General features: G+C 64.7%; 16 protein-coding genes and 1 CRISPR repeat array. Of the genes, 4 read left to right on the top strand and 12 right to left on the bottom strand.

Features of this window, described 5'->3' with window-relative positions; all coding sequences use genetic code 11:
- Positions 1 to 63: 63 nt before the first annotated feature.
- A CRISPR array of direct repeats spans positions 64 to 3,910; the repeat unit is 33 nt; unit sequence GTTTCTATCCGCGCGGCCCGTGCGGGCCGCGAC.
- Positions 3,911 to 4,438: 528 nt separating this feature from the next.
- The 11 genes from DFO68_RS15765 to DFO68_RS02675 form a co-directional block, all read right to left on the bottom strand.
- Positions 4,439 to 4,630 (bottom strand): helix-turn-helix domain-containing protein, encoded by a 192-nt coding sequence (locus DFO68_RS15765; protein WP_279512790.1) that lies wholly within the window; start codon positions 4,628 to 4,630, stop codon positions 4,439 to 4,441.
- Positions 4,631 to 4,772: 142 nt separating this feature from the next.
- Positions 4,773 to 5,063: a CRISPR-associated endonuclease Cas2 gene (gene cas2 / locus DFO68_RS02720; protein ID WP_133481794.1), complete on the bottom strand. Its 291-nt coding sequence runs from the start codon at positions 5,061 to 5,063 to the stop codon at positions 4,773 to 4,775.
- A gap of 21 nt (positions 5,064 to 5,084) precedes the next feature.
- Positions 5,085 to 6,125 carry a type I-C CRISPR-associated endonuclease Cas1c gene (cas1c, locus tag DFO68_RS02715; RefSeq protein ID WP_133481792.1) on the bottom strand — a complete coding sequence of 347 codons (1,041 nt, stop codon included), beginning with the start codon at positions 6,123 to 6,125 and terminating at the stop codon, positions 5,085 to 5,087.
- A gap of 4 nt (positions 6,126 to 6,129) precedes the next feature.
- The gene (cas4, locus tag DFO68_RS02710; protein WP_133481790.1) at positions 6,130 to 6,768 is read right to left on the bottom strand and encodes a CRISPR-associated protein Cas4; all 639 of its coding nucleotides are present in this window, start codon (positions 6,766 to 6,768) and stop codon (positions 6,130 to 6,132) included.
- Between the two features lie 9 nt (positions 6,769 to 6,777).
- Entirely contained in the window at positions 6,778 to 7,647 is an 870-nt protein-coding gene (gene cas7c / locus DFO68_RS02705) for a type I-C CRISPR-associated protein Cas7/Csd2 (protein ID WP_133481788.1), read from the bottom strand.
- Positions 7,644 to 9,446: a type I-C CRISPR-associated protein Cas8c/Csd1 gene (gene cas8c / locus DFO68_RS02700; protein ID WP_133481786.1), complete on the bottom strand. Its 1,803-nt coding sequence runs from the start codon at positions 9,444 to 9,446 to the stop codon at positions 7,644 to 7,646. The genes cas7c and cas8c overlap by 4 nt, the downstream gene beginning before the upstream one ends.
- Entirely contained in the window at positions 9,443 to 10,111 is a 669-nt protein-coding gene (gene cas5c / locus DFO68_RS02695) for a type I-C CRISPR-associated protein Cas5c (RefSeq protein WP_133481784.1), read from the bottom strand. The genes cas8c and cas5c overlap by 4 nt, the downstream gene beginning before the upstream one ends.
- A gap of 44 nt (positions 10,112 to 10,155) precedes the next feature.
- Entirely contained in the window at positions 10,156 to 12,390 is a 2,235-nt protein-coding gene (locus tag DFO68_RS02690; protein ID WP_243726395.1) for a CRISPR-associated endonuclease Cas3'', read from the bottom strand.
- A gap of 106 nt (positions 12,391 to 12,496) precedes the next feature.
- On the bottom strand, positions 12,497 to 13,717 hold the full coding sequence (locus DFO68_RS02685) for a YbfB/YjiJ family MFS transporter (RefSeq protein WP_133481780.1): 1,221 nt from the start codon (positions 13,715 to 13,717) through the stop codon (positions 12,497 to 12,499).
- 401 nt (positions 13,718 to 14,118) lie between these two features.
- Positions 14,119 to 14,397, bottom strand: a complete 279-nt coding sequence (locus tag DFO68_RS02680; protein WP_133481778.1) for a type II toxin-antitoxin system RelE/ParE family toxin — start codon at positions 14,395 to 14,397, stop codon at positions 14,119 to 14,121.
- A complete protein-coding gene (locus tag DFO68_RS02675; RefSeq protein ID WP_133481776.1) occupies positions 14,394 to 14,684 on the bottom strand; it encodes a CopG family ribbon-helix-helix protein in 291 nt (96 codons plus the stop codon). The genes DFO68_RS02680 and DFO68_RS02675 overlap by 4 nt, the downstream gene beginning before the upstream one ends.
- Positions 14,685 to 14,833: 149 nt before the next feature.
- Here DFO68_RS02675 and DFO68_RS02670 point away from each other — a divergent pair, with 149 nt between their 5' ends.
- A complete protein-coding gene (locus DFO68_RS02670; RefSeq protein WP_208107346.1) occupies positions 14,834 to 15,007 on the top strand; it encodes a hypothetical protein in 174 nt (57 codons plus the stop codon).
- A gap of 11 nt (positions 15,008 to 15,018) precedes the next feature.
- On the opposite strand, the gene DFO68_RS02665 is transcribed toward DFO68_RS02670, so the two are convergent.
- Entirely contained in the window at positions 15,019 to 15,489 is a 471-nt protein-coding gene (locus DFO68_RS02665; RefSeq protein ID WP_243726394.1) for a TspO/MBR family protein, read from the bottom strand.
- A 133-nt stretch (positions 15,490 to 15,622) separates the two neighbouring features.
- On the opposite strand from DFO68_RS02665, the gene DFO68_RS15440 reads away from it, so the two are divergent.
- Genes DFO68_RS15440 through DFO68_RS02655 form a run of 3 tightly spaced genes read left to right on the top strand, consistent with a single transcriptional unit; the run spans position 15,623 to position 17,380 of the window.
- On the top strand, positions 15,623 to 15,772 hold the full coding sequence (locus DFO68_RS15440; RefSeq protein WP_166637511.1) for a hypothetical protein: 150 nt from the start codon (positions 15,623 to 15,625) through the stop codon (positions 15,770 to 15,772).
- Positions 15,772 to 16,506 carry a metal ABC transporter ATP-binding protein gene (locus tag DFO68_RS02660; protein ID WP_133481774.1) on the top strand — a complete coding sequence of 245 codons (735 nt, stop codon included), beginning with the start codon at positions 15,772 to 15,774 and terminating at the stop codon, positions 16,504 to 16,506. Before DFO68_RS15440 ends, DFO68_RS02660 begins: the two co-directional genes overlap by 1 nt.
- A complete protein-coding gene (locus DFO68_RS02655; RefSeq protein ID WP_133481772.1) occupies positions 16,490 to 17,380 on the top strand; it encodes a metal ABC transporter permease in 891 nt (296 codons plus the stop codon). The genes DFO68_RS02660 and DFO68_RS02655 overlap by 17 nt, the downstream gene beginning before the upstream one ends.
- The last annotated feature ends 11 nt before the right edge of the window (positions 17,381 to 17,391 follow it).

The raw sequence follows: 17,391 nt of genomic DNA, 5'->3' as shown, positions 1-17,391 counted from the left end.
ATCCGCGCGGCCCGTGCGGGCCGCGACAGGTTGTAGTTCCAGCGGATGCGCTGCTCGACAGTAGTTTCTATCCGCGCGGCCCGTGCGGGCCGCGACTTTATCAATTAAAGCTAATGCAATTGTCATATAAATGTTTCTATCCGCGCGGCCCGTGCGGGCCGCGACTCGAGCAGATCAACGAGCATACGAGCCTCTGGGTGTTTCTATCCGCGCGGCCCGTGCGGGCCGCGACGTAGTTGACCTCGACGGAGCCATCCAGGTCATTCCAGTTTCTATCCGCGCGGCCCGTGCGGGGCGCGACCCTCCTGTTGTTTGGTGATGCGGTGGCCGAAGGTGTTTCTATCCGCGCGCCCCGGGCGGGGCGCGACATGCTTTCAATCTGGTCCATGTGCTTGCTCCTCGATGTTTCTATCCGCGCGCCCCGGGCGGGGCGCGACCCTAGTGCTGGCATTTTTAATGCAAAGGAGCAGGAGTTTCTATCCGCGCGGCCCGTGCGGGCCGCGACCACCGTCGAGATGGATGTCGAGGTTCCCCAGGTCGGTTTCTATCCGCGCGGCCCGTGCGGGCCGCGACACTCGCTCGGCGTTAATCTCGATGGCGGTCCAGCTGGTTTCTATCCGCGCGGCCCGTGCGGGCCGCGACTGGATGGCCAGCCACATGTCGTAGTGCCACAGGCGGTTTCTATCCGCGCGGCCCGTGCGGGCCGCGACGATGGAGTCGTCACCACCCACGGCGCTGGTGATGACGTTTCTATCCGCGCGGCCCGTGCGGGCCGCGACCGTCGCCGACGTGCTCACCGCCACCACCACCCGGGCGTTTCTATCCGCGCGGCCCGTGCGGGCCGCGACGGGTTTTCAGGCTCTCGGGCTTGCAGGGGATCGCAGTGTTTCTATCCGCGCGGCCCGTGCGGGCCGCGACGTGAACGGCGTCAGCAACGACGGGCTCAAGAGAGGGCGTTTCTATCCGCGCGGCCCGTGCGGGCCGCGACTCTGGGGCAACGACAACTTCTGGAACCGACGCCTCGTTTCTATCCGCGCGGCCCGTGCGGGCCGCGACCCGGGGCTTCAACCAGTTCACCGACTACGTCAAGGAGTTTCTATCCGCGCGGCCCGTGCGGGCCGCGACCCTCGGGCTTTACGTTGCCGCCTTCCGCCGTGGTGTTTCTATCCGCGCGGCCCGTGCGGGCCGCGACCTCTGGCGTCTTGTCGGTCATGCCGTCCACCGTGGGTTTCTATCCGCGCGGCCCGTGCGGGCCGCGACTATATGCTGGCGGTAAGCGTCTGGCTGGGCTTGAGTTTCTATCCGCGCGGCCCGTGCGGGCCGCGACGATCAGCTCATCGGCGAGATCCCTTGCCGCCTGGTCGTTTCTATCCGCGCGGCCCGTGCGGGCCGCGACCTGGCCATGGCGGCGTCATGATCGATGCTGGCGTTTCTATCCGCGCGGCCCGTGCGGGCCGCGACCGTCCCGTCGTCGCGCAGCACGCGCCACACCTCGCGGTTTCTATCCGCGCGGCCCGTGCGGGCCGCGACCAGGAGACCGGTGATGGAAGATGATTCGCAAGACCTGTTTCTATCCGCGCGGCCCGTGCGGGCCGCGACCCTTGCTCGATGGCCTCCTTGCGCAATTCCGGACTGGTTTCTATCCGCGCGGCCCGTGCGGGCCGCGACTCTCGGCAACGTCGGACCACTCCAGGTTCATCAGGTTTCTATCCGCGCGGCCCGTGCGGGCCGCGACGCGCGACAGCGCCAAGGCCATCGCCGAGGAGCTGGTGTTTCTATCCGCGCGGCCCGTGCGGGCCGCGACCCGAGCCTGGCATGGGTACGTTGCCGGTGACGCTGTTTCTATCCGCGCGGCCCGTGCGGGCCGCGACATGGCCAGCGCCAGCTTGCGGGGCCCCTTGCCCTTGTTTCTATCCGCGCGGCCCGTGCGGGCCGCGACCCGAGGCCGCGCTGCTTGAGCCGGTGCCGTCACCGTTTCTATCCGCGCGGCCCGTGCGGGCCGCGACCGCACCAGGTCGCCCAGCGCATGAGCCAGGCGATGTTTCTATCCGCGCGGCCCGTGCGGGCCGCGACACCCTCGTCGCTGACCAGTCCGTCGCTGGAGTAGCCGTTTCTATCCGCGCGGCCCGTGCGGGCCGCGACCTCCTGGAGGCCGGCGTAAACATTCGAGGACGTAGCGTTTCTATCCGCGCGGCCCGTGCGGGCCGCGACGGTTTCGCCCAAGAGGCCACCTCGTAGACGAAGGCGTTTCTATCCGCGCGGCCCGTGCGGGCCGCGACCGCCGGTGGCGTTGAGACCAGCAGCGGTGCGCCCGTTTCTATCCGCGCGGCCCGTGCGGGCCGCGACCAGTACGCCATCGAGCACCTGCGCAGCGTGGCAGGTTTCTATCCGCGCGGCCCGTGCGGGCCGCGACCGATGTCGATCCCGGCTCCTGAGCCCTTGGCGTCGGTTTCTATCCGCGCGGCCCGTGCGGGCCGCGACATTCCGCGTCATACCCCAGTTCGGCCAGGTCTCCGAGTTTCTATCCGCGCGGCCCGTGCGGGCCGCGACCCGGGCTGCTGGATGTCGATCATGGAGCACGACCCGTTTCTATCCGCGCGGCCCGTGCGGGCCGCGACGTGCAGGTTCAGCCGGCCGTCCAGCTCGGTGGTGTTTCTATCCGCGCGGCCCGTGCGGGCCGCGACTTGACGAACAGCGGCATGCCGGGCCAGTAGCTCACGTTTCTATCCGCGCGGCCCGTGCGGGCCGCGACCCGCGAGATCCAGAAGTCGCTCAAGTTCTCGGCCAGTTTCTATCCGCGCGGCCCGTGCGGGCCGCGACAGGTCAACGCCATCCGCGACCGCTCGAGCGCCTGGTTTCTATCCGCGCGGCCCGTGCGGGCCGCGACCTGGATGGCCTGCACCGCGAAGCCTGCCTCGCGCTCGTTTCTATCCGCGCGGCCCGTGCGGGCCGCGACCATCGGCGACACCTCTACCGACGAGTGGCAGGAGCTGTTTCTATCCGCGCGGCCCGTGCGGGCCGCGACAAGCGCCGGCTGCAAGAGTACGAGACCGAAGCCGAGTTTCTATCCGCGCGGCCCGTGCGGGCCGCGACGGTACTCACCAATCCGCCACGCGCCTGACTTGTACCGTTTCTATCCGCGCGGCCCGTGCGGGCCGCGACTTGACCTGAGTCTCGGCATCACGGCAGCCCGTGACGCGTTTCTATCCGCGCGGCCCGTGCGGGCCGCGACTGGCATCAGGCGCCTCCATCGTTGGCGTTGAGGTGTTTCTATCCGCGCGGCCCGTGCGGGCCGCGACCTGCCCTGGTGCCGATGGCGGCTTAGACCAAAGGCGTTTCTATCCGCGCGGCCCGTGCGGGCCGCGACGATGTGGTTGACGGTCTCTTTGAACTGGGTTTTAGGTTTCTATCCGCGCGGCCCGTGCGGGCCGCGACCGGGCGGCGCCAGTCACATGCCGGGTCGAAGCGGTTTCTATCCGCGCGGCCCGTGCGGGCCGCGACGGTCAGCGGGGAGCGCATCGCCCGGCGGTGCTCGGCGTTTCTATCCGCGCGGCCCGTGCGGGCCGCGACGTAAAAGTCTGCCTTGCCGTGATCATCCTCAGCGGCGTTTCTATCCGCGCGGCCCGTGCGGGCCGCGACCGGCACCGGCCTGATGGACAACATCAAGGCGAAGGTGTTTCTATCCGCGCGGCCCGTGCGGGCCGCGACTACCGGGCAGCAGGCGTCTATCACCACAACTGCGGGTTTCTATCCGCGCGGCCCGTGCGGGCCGCGACTCGGTCACGCGGCCCTCACGGGCGGCGCCTCCTTGTTTCTATCCGCGCGGCCCGTGCGGGCCGCGACGTAGTGCCTTCCATCAACTCGCGTTCTGATATATGTTTCTATCCGCGCGGCCCGTGCGGGCCGCGACTGTTCCTTTATAACGCTTTGATTCAGTTAAGCAAATAACGCGAGCAAAGCGAACCCCTTCCTGGAATCGATCATTACGACAATGCCATCGCCATCTTATGAAAAAGTGGCTTTTAAAATAGATTGTTAAAGAGTTGCGAACCTGGGGGGAAAGAGCGGAACACTTGTGGTTCGCAGAGGAAAAATCTAGGTAATCCGGATTAAGTGGTTGGCCGGATACGATGATTAGGGCCTGTTGACGTTTCCTGCACGGCCGCGCCGGAGCCCGTTTTTGTGCGGGGCAAGGCATGAGGAGAGTAGTTTGGTTATTTCAAATGAACGACGAATAACGCCGCACCGTGCAAAAACGGGCCCGGCCCTTTGGGTTGCGCGGCAAATGGCGCCATGCGGCGTTGCGGGATTTGACAAGGGAACCACCCTTCCCTGCATCCCGCGCCTTGCGGAACGCCGCCCGGCCTGGCGCCATTTGGCGCAGCAACGCGGTTCGCGCGGAAACGTCAACAGGCCCTAGTGAGTCGGTTTGGGAAAGTTATGCCAGGCCGCGCAGTACCTCGGGGTGCCTCTCGGCCACCCGCAGCAGCCGAAGCGCTGGCCCTGTAGGTGTGCGGCGGCCTTGCTCCCACTCTTGCAAAGTGCGCAGGCTAACGCCCAGCAACTCGGCAAACTCGGCTTGCGACAGTCCCATACGGTGGCGTGCCGCCCGCGCTTCGGTAACTTCGATTCACGTTACCCATGCGGCTTCGCCACGCTTCATTTGACGCACGGATTCAAGCAGCTTCTGACCCAGTTCTTCACCGGTCATGATGTCGTTGTTACTCATGGTCAATAGCCTCGTCCCCCTTAACCAGGATGCCCGAAAGCTTTCAAAAAACGAGGGGACCATTCATATCCAGCGCCGGTTTGGCGCCCACATGTTCGATGCGCTTCTGCCAGTGCCGCCCCAAGAAATAGAAGCGCAGACTGTCGACCTCTTCGTCGATCAGATCACACAGCTGCTGACGCAGACGTGTCCACTGATCGGGATCGACTTCGATCTCGAATACCGAGTATTGCACGCGCTGCCCGAAATCACGGCACGCCTTGGCCACACGCCGCAGCCGACCGGGGCCGCCTTCGGAAGTGGTGCTGACATCGTAGCTGACCAGTACCATCATGGCACAAGGCTCCTGTTGTATTTACTTCCACAAGAACGACGGATAGGCGTCCAGATCGCCGCGCAAATGGCGCGCCAATAACTGTGCCTGAAGCAAAGGCAGCATGCCGATCGGCGCCTTCTCATCGATGAAGGCGTGATGGAGTTCTTCACGCTTGCGCTCCTGATAGGCGGTCAGCACCGTCTTGCGCGCCTCTTCCGTCAATGCCACGCTGCCGCTTTCGGCAACGATAAAGTCCTTTTCCCGCAGCTGACGTCGGTTGATCAGCGACAGCGCCAATCGGTCACCCAGCAGCGGTCGTAGCTCCTCGGCGAGATCGAGGGCCAGGCTGGGCCGTCCCGGCCGGTCGCGATGTAGAAAGCCGACCGCCGGATCGAGGCCGACGCTTTCCAGCGCCGAGCGACAGTCATGGGTCAAAAGCGTATAGAGAAACGACAGCAGCGCATTGATGCGATCGCGCGGCGGGCGGCGATTGCGCCCCGTGAAGCGAAACGCGTCGCTCTCGTGACGAATCAGCCGATCGAACACGCTGAAATAGCGCTGTGCCGCTTCCCCCTCCAATCCCCTCAATCCGTCTGTCAGCGGTTCGATCAGCAGGTCACGCGCAATCCGGCTCATGCGCGAGCGCTCCCCTTCGAGCCGCGCCCTTTCCTCTTGCGGCAGCTTGGCGCCGTAATCACGCAGGCCGCGCGACAGTACGGCGCGCTGATTGTGTACCTTGCCAATCAGCACGCCACGCACGATGGCGGCGCACCCCACCTCGTCATCGCTGCACCGATACTGGGCACGACGCAGCAGGACATTGCCCGACACCGGCCCCTCGATACGGGCCAGGAATTTGCCGTTGGGCGAGAGATGAGTGATGGTGACGCCCTGTTCGGCGCAGAACCCCATCAGCGGCGGCGAGACCAGCACGCGCCCGAAACAGACCAGCGATTCGAGCATGTGGATCGGCAGGCGGGCACGCTCCTTGCCCTCCACGTCCATGACGATGTTGGCGCCGTCCTTCCTGAGCCAGGCGCCTTCGGTGGTGATATAAAGCGTATTGAGCTGACGGCGCATGAGTTTACTCGTCTAATGATTGCAACTGACGCGCCAGCCAGCGGCTCGCCGAGCGCTGCTTGCCCATCACCTGCGGCTGGCAGGCGTCGATCAGCGAGCAACGATCGCAGCGCTTGGCCTCGTATACGGCGGGCGGCGTGCGATTGCCATCGAACAGCGCACGGGTGCTGGCGATCACCCCCAACGTCAGCGCCCGCAGTTCGTCGTCGAAAGGCACGTCCTTGCGCCGCCGCGTCTTGCCGTAAAAAAGCGCACCGTGACCGACCTCCACGTTCAGCATCTCTTCCAGGCAGAGCGCCTGGGCGCAGAGCTGCACTTCATCGGCGCGGTGCGCCTTGGGGCGCCCGCGCTTGTACTCGATAGGCCGGACGATGGCCCGCTGTTCCCGCTCGTCGAACTCGACCACGTCGGCAACGCCGGTCAGCCCCAGCCGCTCACTGGCCAGCGGCAGTGCCATGGCGGTATGCACGCCGCGCCGACGCTCGTGGCCGAGACGGTCGGCGCGCTCATGCAGGATGCGCCCTTCCGCGGTGTAGCGGTTCTCGGCCCACTGCTGTTCGAGATGAATCAGCGCGCACTGGCGCGGACAGAACAGGTAGTGCTGCAGCGCCGAGAGCGGAATCAGGCGGACTGCGTCCTCCATTCCGCTGACCTACAGGCGCTCGTCGACGCTGACGCCGGCCGGCAGCCCTTCGGCGTCGACCGTGACCCGGTAATCGCTGTAGTGCCGCGCGGGGGTATCAGCTTCGCCTTCGACCCGCGCGACCTTCACGCTGTCGAACAGCACATGCGCCGGCGCATTGCCCATCGGGTGGTCGTGCTTGAAGACGATCAGCTTGCGCGCCGACATCTCGCCGCGCGCCGCAGAGCGGTCATGCTCGAACATGTTGATCAGGGCGCGCCACAGCAGCTCGAGATCGTCCTCGGCAAAGCCGGTACGCTCGGCCAGCTTGGCGGAGACATAGCCATGCGCGCGGTAGAGGCCATAGGGAATGATGTGCTTGCGGCCCATGGTGCGCTCCTTTTCGAGGTCGCGCTCGTTGGTGACCGCCATGCGGGTGATCGAGACTTCCATGGGCACCACCGGGTCGATCGAGCTGGCAAAGGCCATCTGCACCGGGCCGCGGACCTGGCCGGAGTTGACCTCGGTGGTCATCACCGCGCCGAAGGTGCGCACATCGAAGAAATTCTGGCACATCCAGGTGGTCAGCTCGCGCGCCTTGGCTTCATCCTTCGGCAGCTTCTTCGGTTCAGGCTTGATCTCGAGCGCGTCGTACGCCTTCTTGTGCTGGTTATTGAGGACCGATTTTTCCTGCATGTAGATGGCGTAACCGGCGTCCTCTTCCTTTTCCAGCGCGACATAGTTGCGAATCTTGCGCTTTAGGCACACATCGGTGACCAGGCCCTGGTTGGTTTCCGGGTCGAGGCGCGGCAGGTTGCCGGCATCGGGATCACCGTTGGGATTGCCGTTGGTGACGTCGAACAGCAGCACGAATTCATAACGGTTGGCGATGGCGGTCATGCGTTTTCTCCCTGCGCGGATGCTTCTTCTGTCGGTGTGCTGTCGCGTTTGGCATAGCGCACCTGCGACTGATGGTAATAGCCGATGGCGAAGCGCCCCTGGTCCTCGATCTTCAGATGTTTTGGAAAGGTATCGCCGAGGCCGTCGATGATGGCGCCGATCTCTTTTTCGATGGTGTGCGCCAACCCACCCTTGTCCTTCTTGCGCATGTTCGACAGATGGTTCTGGGCATTGCGCAACAGCATCGGGAAGACGCTGGCCGGCGTCGCCGACGCCGCGCCGTAATAACGGTCGCGAATGGTGGCGTTGATCTGGTCGCCGAGCGCGCCGCGCTGGGCATTCTCCAGTTCGGCAAACAGCCTTCCGAGCAGATAGCCGGGATGGGTGGAGTGTCGATCGAGACTCACGGGCACCTCCTGAGGATGGGAATTCGAATGCGCCGCGAGTCGCGCCGCCCGCGCGAGTACGGCCTTGCAGAGCGCGATGCGCGCCCCGGTGATGTGACCGTCGCTGCGAAACCGCATGACGAGATTGGACAGCAGCGACTGCGGATAACGACTGCCGGTGAGAATCGAGCGCATCAGTTCACCGGCGAGCTGCGGTGACACATCGTCCGCCTTGGGCTTCTGGCCGCCGTGCATCGGTGCAGTCTGCAACGCCAGCCACCAGCTTCCCGGCGCGATGCCTTTCCAAGGCGTCGGCTCAAGCTGCAAATCCCGATGATGCTGCACATAGTGGCGGGCCAGTCGGTCCAGGGTATCGGCGCACCAGAAGCGCACTGAAAGGCGCGCCGCATTGGGCGCCAGCCCGAGCACGAAGAAGCGGGTACCGCTTTCCAGCCGGGGATCGAGCTCCGCCAGGGGACGCCCTTGGGCGACCTGACCCAGCAGGCTGCCCAGTTTCGCCGCCTCCTGCTCATCGCTCGGCGGCTCGTTGAGCATGGCGAAGAAGCCTTCGGCGGCCTCGGCATGCGCCGCATCGCTGGCCTCGGCCCAGAACACCACGGTGGCGTCGCCGATTTGCAGACGCTGGTGATTGTCATTATCTCGGCGCAGAAGATAATTGAGAGCAGTTGAATAGTTGAATATTCCTGCTTTTGATATGGACGCATTTTTCTGTTCCTTGAACCCATAAGAACTATATGCGTCAGCATTGAATGATATAAGTGACGCACCCGAACTTTGCGCACCATTTACACCCTTTATAGGTGGATGGTCGGTACCAAGGTAAGCATTCTCACCCGTAATCAAACATTGACCCACATTCCCATCATTATCGTCTAAAGCAGACGTCCATATTTTTACGGCAGCTTTACTTTCATGTAGATATTGATGTTCACCTTCAAGCCTAAAAACAAAATTTGCGTCTAAGACTTCTTCGCTGTATCCAGCCAATTTAGGCAACATGCCTGGGTGCCATTTATCGAGAAGTTTCAGAAAAGCGCGCAACTCTGGCGCATTACTTTCACCGAATAACTCACACTGCCGCTGTTTAAAAAATGCGTGTTCTTGTGCCAGCTTTTTTCCTTCACCAGCAGTAACACCGAAAACATAGGAGGTTTTATCCCAAAGCGGATAGGCATGTAACCCTGAGGTTTTCCTTTTGTCATAGGGCACCTGTAGGGTGCGTGGGCGCGGCTTCTTGCCCGAGGTATCGCGCAGGTCATCAATTTGCAGCGGCGTCCCATCGCCTGAGAATACCAGCGCGTAGCTGATCTTCTCACTGCTGAAACCGGATGCCGGCACCTTGTCCTGAGCCGCAAGACGCCGATAGTAGTCGTTGAGCGCGGAGAGAATCATGCCAGCGCCTCCGTAAAGGGCGGCACCTCGATCACGCCGTCCTGCATCCTGGCGCGAAAGAAGCGCGGCGTCTTGCCGTTGGCGAAGTCGATGTCATGGAGCATGAAGCCGAGATCGCGTTCGCCGTGAAGCTGCTCGTCGATGGTCGGCATATCTGACTCGGCCTCGATCAATTCGAACGCGGCGGGAAACTCCCGCGTACCCAGGCACGGCATGTGGAAGCACTGCCCCTGACGGGCGCGACGGTTGAAAATGTCGAGATGCTTGCCGGGCGTATCGCTGTCGTCGGCACGCGGCGTGAACTCGAAGTGCGCCTCGATCACGTAGCCGACATCGCGCAGAATGGTCGCGGCGCGCTGCTGGCGGTTCTGATCGACGAAATAGTGGACGTCATCGACGCGTCCTGCCTTCATCGCCTTGGACACCGTGCCTGCCGGCAGCTTGCCGGCCACCTCGTTGCGGCGGATCGACTCGAAGCGAATCGGCTTGAGCACATGGATGCGGTCGACGCACCAGCGAATCGCCGGTTTCCAGTGGATGGCTTCCAGGATACCGCGCGCCGCCGAGGGCGTGATCACGTCATAGGAGACTCTCTCTACCTTCATCTCGGGTCGGGTAAAGCAGGCCCGCTCCCCCCAGATATGCAGCCGAACGCCAAAGCTCATGCGCCGCTCCTCGTTGTCGTGTTCTCTTAAACCATCGGCCGTTTTCACCAGATATTTGACTCACTGGCGCGAAACCTCGGCTCGCTCCAATTCAGTCCCAGCCGCTCGTTATAGAGATCCATGTTGATCAATTCCATGAACTGCTCGCCGAACTTGCCCGGTTCGACCGCAGCGATCGCCCCAGCACCTTCCAGCGCGGCAAAGCCCTGGCGCGGCACCTGTACGGTATAAGGCTGGAGCTTACGGGCGATGCCGCCCACGCCTTCGGCATAGGACAGCTCCCGGAGCGCATCCCGAGCTGTCTTGTCGAAGGGGATGATGACGGCGCGCTGCGTGTTCTCGATCAGGCGGAATTTCTGCTCCAGCGTTTCGAACGGCAGCCCTTCGAGGCGGCCGTTTTCGATCAGCCGCAAGAGAGCGTGCCGATCGAGCTGCTGCGGCCCCTGCTGCCAGTAGAGCAGGCGGAAGTAGGCGTCGATGGCGTCCAAAGAGAGCGGATCATTGCCATGGTTTCTGAGCACTTCGCGGCTGACCTGGGCGAACTGCTTGAGTTCCGGCGGCGGTGCCCACTCCTCGCTGGCCGTGGCGAAGATGAGCACTTCGCTGTCGGCGAGGTTACGCTTGCCTTCGCGGTTGCAGCGCCCGGCGGCCTGAGCGATGGAATCGAGCCCGGCCTCGGCGCGCAGCACGCGCGGAAAGTCGACGTCGACGCCGGCTTCGATCAGCGACGTGGAGACGACGCGGCAGGGCCGGCCATCCTTCAATTGCCGGCGAATCTCGGCCAGCACCTGGCGGCGATGCACGGCGCACATCGACGTGGTGAGATGGTAGGCACCGGGCCGATCGGCAATCGCTTCGAACAGCGCCCGCGCGTGGCGACGGTTGTTGACGATGCACAGCGCCTGCTCGGTGGCGAGCAGCTCGTTGCGCAGTGCCTCGTCGTCGAGGGTGCCGACATGGCGCACGGTGACGCGCTCCAACTGACGATAAAGATTCCGGGGATCGGGGGCCAACTCACGGAGATCGCGCAGACCGCCAATAAAGCTGCGCTCGGGATCATCGGTCTCGGCCAGCGCCGGCTGGGTGGCGGTACACAGCACCACGCTGGCGCGGTAGTTGAGCGCGAGTTCGTCCAGCGCCGCCACGCTGGGGCGCAGCAGCGAAAGCGGCAGGGTCTGCGCCTCGTCGAGAATCACCACGCTGCCCGCGATGTTATGCAACTTGCGGCAACGTGAAGTCTTGGCGGCGAACAGGCTCTCGAAGAACTGCACGGCGGTGGTGACGATGATCGGCGCGTCCCAGTTCTCGCTGTCGCGCCTGAGCTTGTCGCGGCTATCACGGTCCTGTCGGTTGCGCGGCGCATCGCTGTCGAAGGCGCTGTGATGTTCCAGCACGGCGGCTTCGCCATGCTCGCCCAGCGCGTGACGAAACACGGCCGCGTTCTGCTCGACGATGCTGGTGAACGGGATGACGTAGATCACCCGGTCCATGCCGTGGGCGATGGCATGATCGAGGGCGAAGGCCAGCGAGGCCAGCGTCTTGCCGCCGCCGGTGGGCACTGTCAGAGTAAAACGGCCTGGCGGTTTCTCGGCCTGGGAGCGCACATGGGTCAGTATCTCGCCGCGCAGGCGGTTGACGTCGCTATCGGCCTTGAAGGCTGCCAGATGAGCGTTCAACGCATCGCGCAGCACACCGAGCCCGGGGCCACCGCCGCGCGCACGGGGCAAGCCTTTTTCATGCAGGGCGTAGAAATGCTCGGTATCGATGAAGTCGGCGTCGACCAGACAGGAAAACAGCATGCGGGTGAGGAAGGCGTATTGAAAGAAGCCGCGATCGCGGCGTGGCGTGAAGCGTGCCGGCGGCATCAACTGGGCAGGCAGAGAGAGCTCCTGCTGCCAGCGGGGGTCGAGCGCGGGCAGCTCCGCCTCGAGACGATCCTTCAGCGGGGTGCGCTCGCCTGCGTCGCGGCCATTGGCCAGCCCGGCATGGTGTCCGGCAATGAGATAGGCCAGAAGATGACCAACCTGGGGGTATTTCTGGATAGCAATGTGTGCACCAGCCGTGGAGTGATCGACTCGCTCCGGCGATCCCTCCAGGCGCCGCTGAAAGGGAATGCTGTACTTGCCAATATCATGGAGAAGACCCGCAGCCTCTCCCCATACCGCGGCACCGAAACGATCCGCCCGTTTGGCGGCCAGATCGCTAACCGTCTTCAAGTGAGATTCGAGCGTTTGCCAGTCGGACTTGTCCTTCGCGGATGTAGAATGTGCGTAGTACATGCTCACTGCCTGCATTCAAATAGCAAGATTTATAGCCCTCCTACTAACCTAAGCACCGCGAAGCGTCCTTTGCTAGCCATTTCGGAAGATACACCCATTGCCGGGATCACCGTTGTCCCACCTTCGCCTCAGCGTCCAACCGCTGGGCCGTCTGGTCTACCCGGCGCAGCCATACCAGCAGCACCGCGCCCAGGGCCACGAAGCCGCCGGCCAGCCACAGCCCGGTGTCGTAGTGGCCGGTGGCTTCAGCGAGCATGCCAGTGAGCGCCGGGGCGACGATCTGCGCGGCACCGTAGGCGAGTGTCATGCGCCCCATCAGCCGTGCCGGGCTTTGTGGGTAGAGCCGTCCGGCCATGGTCAGCACCAGGCTCACGCAACCCAGGAAGGTGCCGCCGTAGAGCACCGCACTGAGCAACACACCAGCCAGGCTATCGGTCAGCGCCGGCAGCACGATGCCCACCACCTGCAGGACCATGGCACTGATCAGCGCGCCCAGGTAGCCGAACCGGCGGGCCACCAGGTCCCACAGCATCACCGCAGGCGCGGCGGACAGGCCCACCAAGGCGAAGGCCCAGTTGCCAGCCCCGGCAAGCAGCGGCTCGCGCTCGACGATGGCGACGATGAAAGTGGCACTGATCACGTAGCCGTAGCCGGCACAGAAATAGGCGGCCAGCATCAACCGCATGAAGGTGCGGCTAGGCGGCGGGGCCTGGCGTTGCCCGCTACCTCCGCCATCCTCTGTCGGCGTTGCGGGGCGCGGCATCCAGCACCAGGCAGGAACCAGCAGCGCCACGCCCAGCAGCGCAAAGCCCCACCACTGGGCCTGCCAGTCGAATGCCAGGCGACGCATCGCTTCCACCGCCAGGGCGGCCAGCAGGATGCCCAGCCCCACCCCGGCGAAGTGAATGCCGAGTTCGCCCCGCTGCCGATGGCTGATCAGCCAGTGCAGGATCAGCCCCGAGGCCAGCAGCATCGCGCCGCTACTGGAGAAGCCGGCCACCAAGCGCATGCCCGCCCACAGCCAGAAGCTGTCGGCCAGCGCCATGCCGGCGGTGGAGAGCACCGCCAGCAGCAGGGTGAGGCGGTAGAGCGTGTCCTTGAGCCGGATGCTGTGGATCGAGGCCGCCACCAGCGCGCCCAGCATGTAGCCGGCATAGTTGAGGGCAGCCAGCCAGCCGCCCTGGGCGTCGCTCAGCCAGGTCTGCTGCTGCATCACCGGCAACAGCGGCGTGTAGGCGAAGCGCGCCACGCCCACGCACAGCAGCTGGCTGAACACCCCCGCCAGCAGCACCCGGTAGCGTGGAGAGAGAAGAGAGGGGTTGACCATGCCTGGCGCTCCGTCGGTCCCTGTTGGGTTTTCCCTGTTACTTGCTCACCGCGACAGGGTATCGATCTACCATAGCGCATGCTCCCAGACATGCCCGGCGGCATGCGACCAAAAGGGAACGAGCAGGATTCACACCAGACCCAGGATCAGCAGCACACCCAGCGGCTTGTGGGATCCCACCCGGTCTCTTCCAGTGCAGTATTCAGAACGGCGAAAAGCGCCACCGCGGTAACGAACCGAACAGCGAACAAGCGCGGCATGGCCATGAAACCCGGCGCTTGGCCGCAAGGTGATCGACGGGCGCCCGGAGACGCTGCGTCGCTAATGACATCGGGATAACCCGCACTACCTCGCCGAAGGAAGGAGGGCACAGGGTGTCGACGTCAAAGTGCCTGAAGATATCAGAAGGGAGGCCACTGCCGTGCGGCATGCAGGACACGCAGAATCCGCAATGAATGCCCAATCACATCATAGATCAGCATGTAATGGCGATGCGCCACCATCTCGCGCATACCGGTGACACGCCCCGAGCGACCGAGTTCGGGATGGTCCGCCAACCAACCCGCCTTTTCCGACATCAACTCATCGAGAGCCAGCGCTGCGGCAAGGTTGTCCTGAGCGATGTACTCGCGGATTTCCTCCCGGTCCAGGCTTGCCAGGCGTGTCCAGACTAGCTTCACGACATAGCGCCATTCAGCCTGCGCTGGAGCTCAGCACGCCAGGCAGCGGCTTCGACTTCTACTTCTTCCGCCGAGACCACATCACCGGCGTTGGCTGCGTCGATGCCTGCCTGAACCTCACGGCGGAACCAGGCGTCATGGGCTTCGGCCTCCTGCTGCTGACGCACGAATTCTCGCATGAAGTCCCGCAACAGCTGCGCCCCTGTCCGGTCCTTGCACTTGGCCGCCTGGGAAAACTCCGCCTTCAGCGAGTCGTCGACACGGAAAGTGAAAGTTGACTCGCTCATGGGATTCCCTCCATGTGTTACTTGATATGTATTTAGTAGCACACCAGAAGAAAACCTGAAAAGCAGCCTGGTGACACGGCCGCGTCCGACGGGTGGCTGCTATTCTTTGGTGATATCACCTCATGTGATCGAGGAATCAAAAGGCACCCATGACGACCCTCTTTACTCGCCTGAATGCCCTCGACTCACCCGTCTTCGGCCTGGGCTGCATGAACCTCTCCCACGGCTACGGCAGCCCGCTTCTCGAGCGCGAGGCGCTGCACGCTTTGGAGATGGCCTTCGAGATGGGCTATCGCCACGTCGATACCGCTACCCTTGCCTGAAGCCTCTGGCCTCAGCCATTGAGCCACCAGGTGGCGGCGTTGAGGTAGGCGGCGAAGCTGACCCAGGCCAGGTAGGGCACCAGCAGCCAGGCGGCGAGGCGCGAGACCGCGGCGAAGCGGCGGATGGTGAGCACGATCAGCCCCCACAGCAGCAGCAGGTCGAGCAGCGCCAGGCCCATCCCGTGCAGGCCGAAGAACAGGATCGACCAGAGAGCGTTGGCGGCGAGCTGGGCGACAAAGGGCCAGAGGGTGTGCCAGCGCATCGCCGGCGGCGCCGCCAGGGTGACCCGCCAGGCGGCCAGCGCCATCAGCAGGTAGAGCGTGCTCCAGGCGATGGGAAAGGCGAGGTCGGGCGGGGTGAGCGGCGGCTTGGCCAGTCCCGCGTACCACTCGCCGGGCGGGGTGGCAATGCCGCTCAGCGCGGTCAGCACGACCAGCGCAAACCAGCCGAGGAGGATCATCAGGGAGCGAGTCGTGAACATGCGCGGCCTCCTTGCCAGTCGGGCGTCAGGGGAGGTTACCACACGCCACGAGCTGCTCCGGCGTCGCGTCTCGCGGTGGCCAGCGCCCGTATTGTTATGTTATAACCTCCGCCAGTTTTCCGGAGGCTCCCTCATGGCACACCATCGACACCGGCATCACCCGGAAGGGCCCTGCCACTTCTCCCTGATGTCGCTCTCCGCGACCCGCCGCCTGCTGCTGGTCGCGGCACCGCTCGCCGCCCTATGGCTGACGGTCTCCTGGGCCGCGGGATGGTGGTCCTGATGTCGCGCCTGCAACTGCACGACCTGCAGCTGGCGCGCGGCGGCCAGACGGTCCTCGAGCACCTGGACGGCCGCTTCATGGATGGCGCCATCACCGCCCTGATCGGCGCCAACGGCGCCGGCAAGAGCACCCTGATCGCCGCCATCATGGGCATGCTGGCCCCGGTGGCCGGCAGCGTGGAGTGCCGGGTACCCCGTGAGCGCTGTGCCTGGCTGCCCCAGCAACTGGCTCTGGATCTCACCTTCCCGATGAGCGTGGAAGAGCTGATCATGACCGGCACCTGGCCGAGCCACGGGGCGCTGAAGGGCTACTGCGCGGCCCACTACCGCCGTGGCCGCGAGATCATGGCGCGACTGGGCATCTCGCACCTGGCCCACCGGCCGCTCGGGGAGCTCTCCGGCGGCCAGCGCCAGCGCGCCCTGCTGGGTCGCACCCTGATGCAGGAGGCCGAACTGCTGCTGCTCGACGAGCCCTTCGCCAACGTCGACATCGAGACGGTGGACGTGCTGATGGAGGTGCTGCGCGACATGGCCCGGCAAGGCGCCACCATCATCGTGGTGATCCATGACATGGAGCAGCTCGCCCGCCTGGCCGACGATGTGCTACTGCTTTCCGGCGGCCATGGCCGCTGGGTCAGCCCCGACGCCCTGCTCGACCACCACAGCGGCCTGGTGCCCCGGGCACCGCGCCTGCCCCTGACCTTTCCGGATGCCTCCCATGCTGGCACTGCTTGAGGCCTGGCTGCTGGCCCCCTTCGACTATGGCTTCATGCAGCGCGCCCTGGTGGCCGGCCTGGCGCTGTCGCTGGCCGCCCCGCCGCTGGGGGTCTTCCTGATGCTGCGCGGCATGAGCCTGATCGGCGACGCCATGGCCCACGCCATCCTGCCCGGGGTGGCGCTGGGCTTCCTGGCCGCCGGCTTCTCGCTGCCGATCATGAGCCTGGGCGGCATCCTCTCGGGGCTGCTGGTAGCGGTGCTCGCCGGCAGCGTGTCGCAGATGACCGGCCACCGCGAGGACTCGGCCATGGCCAGCTTCTTTTTGATCTCGCTGGCCGCGGGGGTGATGCTGGTGTCGCTGGGCGGCAGCAGCGTGGACCTCACACACGTGCTGTTCGGCTCGATTTTGGCCGTGAACACCACCGCCCTGGTGCTGATCGCCGGCATCAGCAGCCTGATCGTGGTGATCCTGGCGGTGATCTTTCGCGCCCTGGTGGTGGAGTGCCTCGACCCGCTGTTCCTGCGCGGCCAGGGGGTGCGCGGCGGCGTGGTGCACGGCATCTTCCTGGGGCTGGTGGTGCTCAACCTCACCGCCGGCTTCCAGACCCTGGGCACCCTGATGGCGGTGGGCCTGATGATGCTGCCGGCCACCACGGCGCGCTTCTGGAGCCAACGCCTGGAGGGGCTGATCGCCATCGCCATCGGCATCGCCCTGGTGGCCAGCACCGGCGGCCTGTTGCTCTCCTACCACCTCAGCCTGCCCTCGGGGCCGGCCATCATCCTGCTGGCCGGCAGCGGCTATGTGCTCTCCGCGCTGTTCGGCCGCCACCATAGCCTGACCGCCCGCTGGCGTCGCCATGCCGCACCGCTGGGCGCCCCCGAGCACGACTGATACCGCACCCC

Source organism: Halomonas ventosae (assembly GCF_004361885.1).
Lineage (GTDB): Bacteria > Pseudomonadota > Gammaproteobacteria > Pseudomonadales > Halomonadaceae > Halomonas > Halomonas ventosae_C.
This window is presented reverse-complemented; position numbering and strand designations above follow the sequence as displayed.

Excerpts from the sequence above, each read along its gene's own strand:
- cas2 (WP_133481794.1), bottom strand. The coding sequence starts at position 5,063 with ATGATGGTACTGGTCAGCTACGATGTCAGCACCACTTCCGAAGGCGGC.
- cas1c (WP_133481792.1), bottom strand. The coding sequence starts at position 6,125 with ATGCGCCGTCAGCTCAATACGCTTTATATCACCACCGAAGGCGCCTGG.
- cas4 (WP_133481790.1), bottom strand. The coding sequence starts at position 6,768 with ATGGAGGACGCAGTCCGCCTGATTCCGCTCTCGGCGCTGCAGCACTAC.
- cas7c (WP_133481788.1), bottom strand. The coding sequence starts at position 7,647 with ATGACCGCCATCGCCAACCGTTATGAATTCGTGCTGCTGTTCGACGTC.
- cas8c (WP_133481786.1), bottom strand. The coding sequence starts at position 9,446 with ATGATTCTCTCCGCGCTCAACGACTACTATCGGCGTCTTGCGGCTCAG.
- cas5c (WP_133481784.1), bottom strand. The coding sequence starts at position 10,111 with ATGAGCTTTGGCGTTCGGCTGCATATCTGGGGGGAGCGGGCCTGCTTT.
- DFO68_RS02690 (WP_243726395.1), bottom strand. The coding sequence starts at position 12,390 with ATGTACTACGCACATTCTACATCCGCGAAGGACAAGTCCGACTGGCAA.
- DFO68_RS02685 (WP_133481780.1), bottom strand. The coding sequence starts at position 13,717 with ATGGTCAACCCCTCTCTTCTCTCTCCACGCTACCGGGTGCTGCTGGCG.
- DFO68_RS02675 (WP_133481776.1), bottom strand. The coding sequence starts at position 14,684 with ATGAGCGAGTCAACTTTCACTTTCCGTGTCGACGACTCGCTGAAGGCG.
- DFO68_RS02670 (WP_208107346.1), top strand. The coding sequence starts at position 14,834 with ATGACGACCCTCTTTACTCGCCTGAATGCCCTCGACTCACCCGTCTTC.
- DFO68_RS02665 (WP_243726394.1), bottom strand. The coding sequence starts at position 15,489 with ATGTTCACGACTCGCTCCCTGATGATCCTCCTCGGCTGGTTTGCGCTG.
- DFO68_RS15440 (WP_166637511.1), top strand. The coding sequence starts at position 15,623 with ATGGCACACCATCGACACCGGCATCACCCGGAAGGGCCCTGCCACTTC.
- DFO68_RS02660 (WP_133481774.1), top strand. The coding sequence starts at position 15,772 with ATGTCGCGCCTGCAACTGCACGACCTGCAGCTGGCGCGCGGCGGCCAG.
- DFO68_RS02655 (WP_133481772.1), top strand. The coding sequence starts at position 16,490 with ATGCTGGCACTGCTTGAGGCCTGGCTGCTGGCCCCCTTCGACTATGGC.